Origin of the sequence: Novosphingobium chloroacetimidivorans, assembly GCF_014204535.1 — a bacterium.
Lineage (GTDB): Bacteria > Pseudomonadota > Alphaproteobacteria > Sphingomonadales > Sphingomonadaceae > Novosphingobium > Novosphingobium chloroacetimidivorans.
In genome coordinates, this window is record NZ_JACHLR010000010.1 from 168,455 (window position 1) to 177,990 (window position 9,536).

Annotated in this window: 7 protein-coding genes; 3 read left to right on the forward strand and 4 right to left on the reverse strand. The window is 64.3% G+C overall.

The genetic code is table 11. From position 1 onward, the window contains the following. The first annotated feature begins 143 nt into the window (after nt 1-143). A complete protein-coding gene (locus HNO88_RS12990) occupies nt 144-587 on the forward strand; it encodes a carboxymuconolactone decarboxylase family protein (RefSeq protein WP_184245954.1) in 444 nt (147 codons plus the stop codon). Between the two features lie 109 nt (nt 588-696). After that, the gene (locus tag HNO88_RS12995) at nt 697-1,329 is read left to right on the forward strand and encodes a hypothetical protein (protein ID WP_184245957.1); all 633 of its coding nucleotides are present in this window, start codon (nt 697-699) and stop codon (nt 1,327-1,329) included. A gap of 6 nt (nt 1,330-1,335) precedes the next feature. Here HNO88_RS12995 and HNO88_RS13000 read toward each other — a convergent pair whose 3' ends face one another. From HNO88_RS13000 to HNO88_RS13015, 4 genes are all read right to left on the reverse strand, one after another. Beyond that, a complete protein-coding gene (locus HNO88_RS13000; protein ID WP_184245960.1) occupies nt 1,336-2,205 on the reverse strand; it encodes an SDR family oxidoreductase in 870 nt (289 codons plus the stop codon). 13 nt (nt 2,206-2,218) lie between these two features. After that, entirely contained in the window at nt 2,219-3,736 is a 1,518-nt protein-coding gene (gene scpC / locus HNO88_RS13005; RefSeq protein WP_184245963.1) for a succinyl-CoA:acetate CoA-transferase ScpC, read from the reverse strand. A 388-nt stretch (nt 3,737-4,124) separates the two neighbouring features. Further along, nucleotides 4,125-5,408 (reverse strand): citrate synthase, encoded by a 1,284-nt coding sequence (locus HNO88_RS13010; protein WP_184245979.1) that lies wholly within the window; start codon nt 5,406-5,408, stop codon nt 4,125-4,127. Nucleotides 5,409-5,503: 95 nt separating this feature from the next. Further along, nucleotides 5,504-8,473: a Tn3 family transposase gene (locus HNO88_RS13015; protein WP_184245982.1), complete on the reverse strand. Its 2,970-nt coding sequence runs from the start codon at nt 8,471-8,473 to the stop codon at nt 5,504-5,506. A 129-nt stretch (nt 8,474-8,602) separates the two neighbouring features. On the opposite strand from HNO88_RS13015, the gene HNO88_RS13020 reads away from it, so the two are divergent. After that, on the forward strand, nt 8,603-9,229 hold the full coding sequence (locus HNO88_RS13020; protein WP_184245985.1) for a recombinase family protein: 627 nt from the start codon (nt 8,603-8,605) through the stop codon (nt 9,227-9,229). Nucleotides 9,230-9,536 lie beyond the last annotated feature (307 nt).

A 9,536-nucleotide genomic window follows, 5' to 3' on the forward strand; every position in this document is an offset into this window, starting at 1 on the left:
CCTAGCGCTTGGTATAGTTTCGGCACGTCCTCCGTCCGGTCGTCTCGGGGAACCGAACGGTCCAAGAGCGCAAGAGGCCGCCGAAGCCGGGTTGATGTGAAAACCCCTCGGCATGACCACCATTCGCACGGAGGAAGATCCTTATGACTGCGCGCATTGCCAATCCATTCCATCACGCCGGTGCCAGCCTGAAGGGGGCAATGGCGTTGGAGAAGTCCTTTTCCGACTCCGGCATCGATCAGAAGCTGCTCGGGCTCGTCCGACTGAGGGCGTCCCAGATCAACGGCTGCGCCTACTGCATTAGTGAACATGTTCGCGATCTTCAGAAGGCGGGCGAACCCGAGATGCGCATCCACATGCTGGCCGGCTGGCGCGAAGCGACGGACTTCTCGCCCAAGGAGCGGGCAGCCCTGGCGTGGACCGAGACCCTGACGCTCGTCGCCGCGACGCATGCCCCGGACGACGTCTACGAAGGCTTCAAGGCGGAGTTCACCGAGGACGAACAGGTGATCATCACGCTCGTCATCGGGGCGATCAACATGTGGAATCGCCTGCAGATCGGGTTCCGAGTGCCTCCGGCAGCCTGATCCGCTAACTCCGCGATCCGCCGGTTGTCCACGGGCGGATCGAGGCCATTCTCGCGATCATCTGCTACGTGCTTTCACTTCTGATCCGCGTTCTGCCAGAACATGCCGTATGCAAATGCAAGAATGCTCAGGTGAGAGTGACGAATTGTCCTCAATTGAAGATGTCCGCGCTGTTTTGAAGACGAACGAGGCGCTGCTCATTCACTTCAACACGCCGATGTCTCGCCACGAATTCGGGTATCCGCAGGATCTCCATGACGCGCTCGCGAACCCGCAATGGGAGATGTGCTACTCGACGATACAAAGCGCCGGCCTCCGCCCTACCCAGACCGATCCGAAGACTGCCGCGGCCTGCGGATGCGTTGGTGTCGTCGTCAATCTGACTGAGGCGAAATCGCTGCTGCGCGTCCACAGCGGCGACGCCGGGAGCAATGATCGCGGTTGGGGAGCCGGAATGGGCTCGATGCCGAGCCGAGCGACTTGCGGTGATTCAATTGCCGGCCGCACGACTGGTTACAACGAATGGTATCTGTCGAACGCAACGCCGATCGGCATCTTTTCATTCCCGGAGCCGGCCATGTTCAACCCGGGCGTTGACGAAATCCACCGCGGCCTTGCCGCAGTGGTCGAGGAATTTTGCTGTCACAGGATCTTCACAGCTTCGACTGGCGAGTTCCACGAATTCGACCGAAACAGCGGCAACTGGAAGGTCTGCGGATACGGAGATATCATTCCGGAATGAGGCTGCTCAGGCCCGCGCAACGAACTCCCTCAGCCAATCCTCAAATCGTATTTCAGTCGTGACCGCAGGTTGCCGCGGGAACAGCCGCTCGGCTCCGATCTGCATGCCGTAGAAAAGCGCGTCATTCTCCACGACCACGCCTCGCGGGTCCACGTTTGCCGTCAGCATCCCCCGCATTAACGTCGCCAGATCGAGCGTCTCCGGACCGCCGACTTCGAACACGTCGTTCAGCGGCGTGCCCACGGCCGCTTCCGCGACGATCTCACCGACATCAGCTGCGGCCGCCGGTCGCAGTTCCAGCGGCGGGACGCGGATCGCCCCTTCAGCATCGGTCTCGGCATCGACGATGCGGTAGATCTGCTCGAACAACGTGGCCGTCCTGATGATCGTGAACGGGATACCGCAGGTGCGCACCAAGCTCTCCTGCGTGATCTTCGCCAGAAAGAAGTCCGAGAGGACGAGGCGGTCTGCACCGATCGCCGACAATATCACCACATGGCCGACCCCCGCCGTCCGTGCCGCGTCGCCGAGGCGACGCGCGGCGGTCGCATGGAAGTCCAAGAGGGTTACGCCCAGTTCGCCGCGAGACCGGGGGTCCGTGAGATCCAACGCTACCTGGGCGCCAGCGAGGGCCTCGGACAGACCCACTCCGGTCAGGACGTCGACCCCGCTTGATCGAGAGGCGACGATGGTCTCGATTCCACGGTTCCGGAGCGCAGCCGCTACCCTTGCACCCGCCAGACCGGTTCCGCCCAAAATCGTGATCTTCATCAGGCAATCATCCGTCCAAGTGAATGGCCAATCCGGGCGATAAAGATCGTCCCCGTCGGTGAGACAGGTGACGGACGGATGCCTGCAGGCCAGACGAGTTGCCACCAAGCCATTCGACTCAGATCCGCATTGTCCCGGTCTCCATGAACCGCTGGTGCCAGGACAGCGCCTCCGCGGGCAGCGTCGGGGACTGCAGGCCGTGGGAACCCTTCATCGCGCGATCGAAGTAGTCGGCGAGCATCGGTCGGAAATCGGGGTGCGCGCAGTTCGCGATGATCAGGCGAGCACGCTCCCTAGGACTTAAGCCGCGTAGATCGGCAAGTCCATGCTCCGTCACCAGGACCTGCACATCCTGCGCGATGTGGTCGACATGGCTTGCCTGCGGCACGATGGCGGAGATGGCGCCGCCCTTCGCCGTCGACGGCGTCATGAAGATCGAGATGTAGGCGTTGCGAGCGAAATCTCCCGATCCGCCGATGCCGTTCTGAATGCGCGACCCCATCACGTGTGTCGAATTCACCGCGCCGTAGATGTCGGCCTCGATAAGACCGTTCATCGCGATGCAGCCAAGGCGGCGGATGACCTCGGGGTGGTTGCTGATCTCCTGCGGCCGCAGGATCATGCGGTCCCGATAGGACGCCATGTCCGAATTGATCCGAGCCGCCGCCTCGGGGCTTAGCGAGAACGCCGTTGCCGACGCCAGGCGCAACTTGCCCGCGTCCAGAAGGTCCAGCATCCCGTCCTGGATGACCTCGGTGTAGGCCGTGAGGTCGGAGAACGGGCTGTCGACCAGGCCCGAGAGAACGGCATTTGCCACGTTGCCGACGCCTGACTGTAACGGTAGGAGCGATGCCGGAAGGCGGCCCCGGCCCACTTCGTTCGCGAGGAATTCTAAGATGTGGCCCGCGATCGCTTGGGCCGTCGCGTCCGGTGCGGCGAACGGCAGGTTTCTGTCGGGCGCGTCGGTCTCGACGATTGCGACGACCTTCTCTGGATCGACCTTCAGATACCGGCTTCCGATGCGGTCGTCTGGACGGACGAGCGGGATCGGCACTCGGGCGGGCGGCAGCGCCGTGCCGTAGTAGATGTCGTGCATGCCCTCGAGCGCCGGGTTCTGCCAGCGGTTCACCTCGATGATCACTTTCTTCGCGCGATCGAGCCAAGTCTTGTTGTTGCCGATGGACGACGAGGGGATGAGGCTTCCGTCGTCCCGGATGCCCGTGACCTCGACCACCGCCACGTCGAGGTCTCCGAGGAACCCTTGCCATGCCATCGGCGCGACTTGGCTGAGGTGCATGTCGAAGTAGCTCATCTGCCCGCGGTTGATCTTCTCACGCGCGACCGGATCGGAATTGTAGGGCAGCCGGAACTCGATCCCGTCGACCCTCGCCAGCGCACCGTCTAGTTCGGGCCCGGTCGAAGCCCCTGTCCATACCTTGATCCGGAATGGGCGGCCCGCCGCATGCTCGGCGTCGACCCGCGCCGCCAGGGCGAGAGGCACGGCTTTGGGGTAGCCCGATCCGGTGAAGCCACTCATGCCGACGGTGTCATCGGACGCTATCAGTCCGGCCGCGCGCTCCGCAGGCATGATGCGGCCCCGCAGGCCTGTGTGCGCAATGCGCGTGGCTTCACCCATCGCGTAGGCTCCCGACATGAAAGGAACGGAAAAGCGCTAGGCGCGCTTGGATGTGGAGCCAATCAACCGTAGGTCTAGGTGTTCGGCACCGACAGACCGTGCACCGCGTCCACGCATTCATGTAGAACAGCAGGTTGCGGCTGTTGTCGGGCCGCGAGCAGCCGAACTTGCCTCGCGCGCGCTTCGGCTCGACCCAACCGCTCGGATACCTGCGGCCAGCGTTGTTCTCGATCCGCTCGCAGACCTTCACGCGCGCGCTCGCATGCAGTCGACAATCACCGATTGACCGACGACCCAAGCCACTGCCGCCGCGACGCGCAGCCAGAACCAACACACGGACGTAGAACGGAGCATCATTCAGGGGTTGATGGCGGTCCGGAAGCGGCGGTCAGCGCTGCGCCAGTTCGACATACTCGCGCTGCGTCGGACCGCTGTAGATCTGCCGGGGTCGGCCGATCTTCTGGTCTGAATCGGTGATCATCTCGTTCCACTGCGCGATCCATCCAACCGTGCGCGCAAGGGCGAACAGCGCGGTGAACATCGACGTCGGAAAGCCGATTACAGACAGTATAATGCCGGAATAGAAATCGACGTTGGGGAACAGCTTCTTCTCGATGAAGTATGGATCACTCAGGGCGATCTCCTCAAGCCGGAGTGCGGTGTCGAACACCGGGTCGCTCACCTTGAGACTGCCGAATACCTCGCGGACCGTCTTCTGCATGACCGTCGCGCGAGGATCATAGTTCTTGTAGACCCGGTGGCCGAAGCCCATGAGCCGGAACGGATCGTCCTTGTCCTTCGCCCGCGCAATGTAGTGCGGAATCCTGTCCGGCGTGCCGATCTCGCGCAGCATGTTCAGCGCCGCCTCGTTGGCACCGCCATGCGCCGGTCCCCAGAGACATGCGATGCCCGCGGCCATGCAGGCGAACGGGTTCGCCCCCGAGGAACCAGCGAGCCGGACCGTGGAGGTCGAAGCGTTCTGCTCATGGTCCGCGTGGAGGATAAAGATGCGGTCCATCGCCCGCTCCACAATCGGGTTCACCTCGTACTCCTCGGCCGGCACGCCGAACGTCATGCGGAGGAAGTTGCCCGCGTAGGAGAGCGAATTGTCCGGATAGAGGAAAGGCTGTCCGATGCTGTATTTGTAGGCCATCGCCGCGACCGTCGGCATCTTCGCGACCAAGCGATGGCTTGCGACGAGACGCTGGCCGGCGTCGTGCACGTTCGTGGAGTCGGGGTAGAAGGCGGAGAGAGCCCCCACCACACCGCACATCACCGCCATGGGGTGGGCATCGCGGCGGAAGCCGCGATAGAAGCTGGCCAGCTGCTCGTGCACCATCGTGTGCCGGGTGATCGTCGCGACGAAGTCGTCGAGCTCACTCGCGTCCGGCAGCTCGCCGTTGAGCAGCAGGTAGGCGACTTCCATGAAGCTGGACCGCTCGGCAAGCTCCCCGATCGCGTATCCGCGATGGAGGAGAACCCCCTCCTCCCCGTCGATGAAGGTCAGCGCCGACCGACACGACGCCGTCGACGTGAATCCGGGATCGTAGGTGAAGGCGCCGGTCTGGGCATAGAACTTCCGGATGTCGACGACTTTGGGCCCCACCGTTCCGGACAGGACCGCGTAGTCGTGGTCCTCACCCGCAAGCGAGATCGTGGCGGCATCGGTCATACGGGCTCTCCGAAGGTTTCGTCGCACCATTCTCGCCCGTTCCGTCCCGCCGCGACATTATAGGGGTCCGGTGAGAGGATGGTCGAAAACGTACGCTAAGCGTTCTGGCTTTGCTGGTGGAGGCGAAGCGGCCTGAAACGCTCACGGGGTTTGTCGATTTCGCCCCAGAGATAGTCACCGGTGAGGCCAACATGCTCCCAGCCCAGCGGGGCGACGTGGGCGAGAAGTTGGTCGGGCACGTCGATACCGTTTCCGCGTAAATGCCCGACGGCGCGATCGAGATAGACAGTATTCCATAGCGTAACGGCCGCGGTGACGAGGGTCAGGCCGGAGGCGCGATGGCGCTGGTTCTCGAAGGTGCGGTCGCGCAGTTCCCCGAGCCGGTTGAAGAAGATGGCGCGGGCGAGCGCATTGCGGGCTTCGCCCTTGTTGAGGATGCTGCCGGTGCGACGTCGTTGCTCGGGATCGTCGAACCAGTCGAGCATGAACAAGGTGCGTTCGACCCGCCCGATCTCGCGTAAACTCCGGGCGACCGGATTCTGGCGTGGAAAGCCTGCCAGCTTGCGCAGCATGACCGAGGCGCTGACGGTGCCAGCGCGGATCGAGGCTGCAAGGCGCAGTGTCTCGTCCCAGTTCTCCTCGATTGCGCGGACGTTGACGGGACCGCTGACGAGCGGGCGCAGCGTTGGCCAGGAATCGAGCGCCGACAGACCGTACAGCCGGCGTTCGTTGAGGTCGCGGATGCGCGGTGCGAAGCGGAAACCGAGCAGGTGGCACAGGCCGAAGACATGATCGACCGCGCCGGCAGTGTCGGTCGCGTGCTCGCGGATCACCAGTTCGCTCTCATGGTCGAGCAGGCCGTCGAGAACATGGGCGGCCTCACCGGCATTGGCGGCGATGACCTTGGTGTGGAACGGCGTGAAGCGGTCGGTGACATGGGTGTAGAACAGCACGCCGGGTTCGGTGCCGTAGCGGGCGTTGCGATCGGCGCGTGCCTCGCCCTGGCCACCGGCACGGAAGAACTGGCCGTCCGACGACGATGTGTCGCCCGGTCCCCAAACCGCCGCGAGCGGATGCGCGGTGTGGCAATCGACGATCGCCGCTAGTGCCGACAGGTAGGTTTCGTCGCGCACATGCCATTCAGCGGTCCAGCGCAGGCGGGGTAACGTCAGCCCGCGCGAACTTTCCGCCATGCGGCCCAACCCGAGATTGGTCGCATCGGCGAGGATCGCACCCATCAGCGCCGACGGGTCGGCGGCGGGTGCGCCGCTACGCGCATGGATGAAGCGATCGGCAAAGCCCGACCATGCGGCGACCTCGACCAGGAGGTCCGTGATTCGGACGCGCGGCAGCATCGCATAGAGCCGCGCCTTCAGCGCCTCGGCATCGTCGGACGGGGATCGCCGGATCGGTGATATGAGCAACTGCCCGCGCCCAATCGTCACGTCGACCAGTTCGCCGGCTGCGGCTCCGCGTTTCACCTCGGTCATGCGACGCGCCAGCAGGGTGCGACGTTCCTCGTACCATTCGGGAAAGTCGGTCGGCACAGCCAGGCGCAGCTCGCCGCTGGCGCGCATGGCCTCGAAGGCGGGCACCGGCAGTTGATAGTCGTTGAGCGTGCGATAGGCGCGGCTGCCGTCTACCCAGATACTGCCCGAGCCGAGCCGTTCGCGCAGGTGGACGATTACCGCGATCTCATAGGCGCGCCGGTCGATCGCTCCTTCCGCTGGTTGCACCACCTTGCGCCAGCGCGGCTTGATGAAGCTGGTCGGCACCCGCTTCGGCAGGACCGAACGGCCGTCGCGGTACATCGTCCGCAGCACCTCAATCGCACCAAGCAGCGGATCGCCTGACCGCGCCGTGCGGAAGGTGAAGGCGGCGAGGAAAGTCGGGGCGAACCGTCGCACGGCGCGATAGCGCTCAACCACTTCCTCTAGGCCGTCATCGGCCGCGCGCGTCAGATCCTCGGCGAAGCGGATGCTGCGTTCGAGCTGATCCCAGCCCACCTGGGCGTCAATCGCGTGGAAGGCATCGCGCCCACTCGCACGGGCATCGACCAGCAGGCGACCGAGCCGGGCATGGAAACGCGCGGTGTCCTTCAGCATTCGTGCTTGCCCCAGCAGCCGGTCGGACCGGGTGCGGTCGGCACGGCGAAACAGCGCACCGACCATCTTCTCGACCATGACCAGCGCGGCGTCGGTCAGCGCTGCTTCCATCTCTATCATGGAAGCGATGAGCATCGCGAGCCGGCGCGAGCGTTCGAGACGCCGCAGGTGCTGTGCTGTGGCGATGCCGGCGGTTCGCGCGATGACGGCATAGCGGGCGGCATGGATGCGCCGTTCCCGATCGGCCACGATCCCGATGTCGCGCACCGTGCCGAGCCGTTCGACGATCCCCTTCAGGTTGGCGGCCGATGGTGCTTCCGGCCATTCGCGGATCCACCCGAGCCGGGTGCGGCCATGGTCGTCGGAGGCGACCAGATGTTCGAGCGCAGCTTCCTGCTCGGCAGAACAGTCGCGGATCAGGTTGGCATGGGCGGCCTTGCGTGCCCGTGTCCGCACGATGAGCGCGAGCCGCTCCAGCGTCGAGGCCGCCGGCAGCACGATCCGGTCGGCCCGCAGGCGATCCACCATGCCGGTGACTATCGCTTCGCCCCTATCGGTCGAGGCGGCGATCTCTGATCCCAGCGCCAGCATAGCTCGCACGTCCGCCCGCGCGAAGGCACGTAGACCAAGCAGCTCTTCGATCTCGGCACGGTGTTCGCGCAGCGTCGTGGGACGCGCGGCATAGCCGATGAAGTCATCCGCCTCGCATCCGATCTGGTCGGCGAGCAGCGCCAGCATGGTATCGGGCACGTTCTCGCCCGTCAGCAGCCCGCGCCCCGGATGGCGTAGGTAGCAGAGCTGCACCGCATAGCCGATCCGGTTGGCCCCGCGCCGGCGTCGGGCCACCTGCGCCAGATCGTCGGGACCGAGCGTGTAGAGCCGTTCGATTGTCGCGCGATCGGCAGGCGGATCGAAGATCGCCGCACGCTGTGCTGGCGATAGGATGGTCTTGGTCGGCATTGGTTTCCTGTTCGTCACAAAACAGGAAAGCGGACCTGTTTATGGATCATAGACCAGAAGACGGTTTATGTGACAAAATGAGGATCGTTGAAGGAGCAATCCCGCTCCGTCACGTGAACGGACGTATATGTGACAACCCAGATCGGTTACGCCCGGGTATCGAAAGCAGACGGCAGCCAAGTCCACGACCTTCAGCGTGATGCGCTGATCGCGGCCGGTGTCGATCCCGACCATATCTATGAGGACGCCGCATCGGGCCGACGTGACACGCGCCCCGGTCTCGACGCCTGCCTCAAGGCGCTGCGACGCGGCGACACGCTGGTCGTGTGGAAGCTCGACCGCCTCGGGCGCGACCTGCGCCACCTCGTCAATCTGGTCGGCGAACTGACTAAACGGCAGATCGGCCTCAAGGTGCTGGCGGGCGAAGGCGCATCGATCGACACCACCACGGCCAACGGCCGGCTGATCTTTGCGATCTTCGCCGGCCTCGCCGAGTTCGAGCGCGAACTGATCGTCGAGCGTACCCGCGCCGGTCTCGCGTCCGCCCGCGCACGGGGCCGGCACGGCGGACGGCCGTTCAAGATGACGCCCGCCAAGTTGCGCCTTGCCCAGGCCGCGATGGGAAAGCCCGAGACGAAGGTTGCCGAGCTATGCGCAGAGTTGGGCATCACGCGGCAGACCCTTTACCGTCACGTCACTCCTAAAGGCGAACTCAGGCCCGATGGGGAAAAACTGCTTGCACGGCATGCACGGTAGCTTCGTCAACTCGCCGGCAGCTCTCGCCCAAACTCGGACGCTCAGCTTGGCGTCCGTGTTCCCGAAAGCAGCCCTTCATTCAGCGCCACCGTTCCCGTTTCTCCGTCGCTGGACGGCAATATCGGGAAAGAGCAATCGGGAACAGGTTTCGGGAATTCGGCCGACGCGGAGAGGCGGTCAGCATGATCGGCGCAGGCTTTCCCGCTGTGGGTTCCAGACTGTGCGGAAACTCGGTGATTGATTCCATAGGCTCGCGAACAGACGTATGCTGTGCCGATGGCGTACATCGAGGGTCATGCGCGCGACC

Coding starts and splice junctions, on each gene's coding strand:
- HNO88_RS12990 (WP_184245954.1), top strand. CDS start 144: ATGACTGCGCGCATTGCCAATCCATTCCATCACGCCGGTGCCAGCCTG.
- HNO88_RS12995 (WP_184245957.1), top strand. CDS start 697: ATGCAAATGCAAGAATGCTCAGGTGAGAGTGACGAATTGTCCTCAATT.
- scpC (WP_184245963.1), bottom strand. CDS start 3,736: ATGGGTGAAGCCACGCGCATTGCGCACACAGGCCTGCGGGGCCGCATC.
- HNO88_RS13010 (WP_184245979.1), bottom strand. CDS start 5,408: ATGACCGATGCCGCCACGATCTCGCTTGCGGGTGAGGACCACGACTAC.
- HNO88_RS13015 (WP_184245982.1), bottom strand. CDS start 8,473: ATGCCGACCAAGACCATCCTATCGCCAGCACAGCGTGCGGCGATCTTC.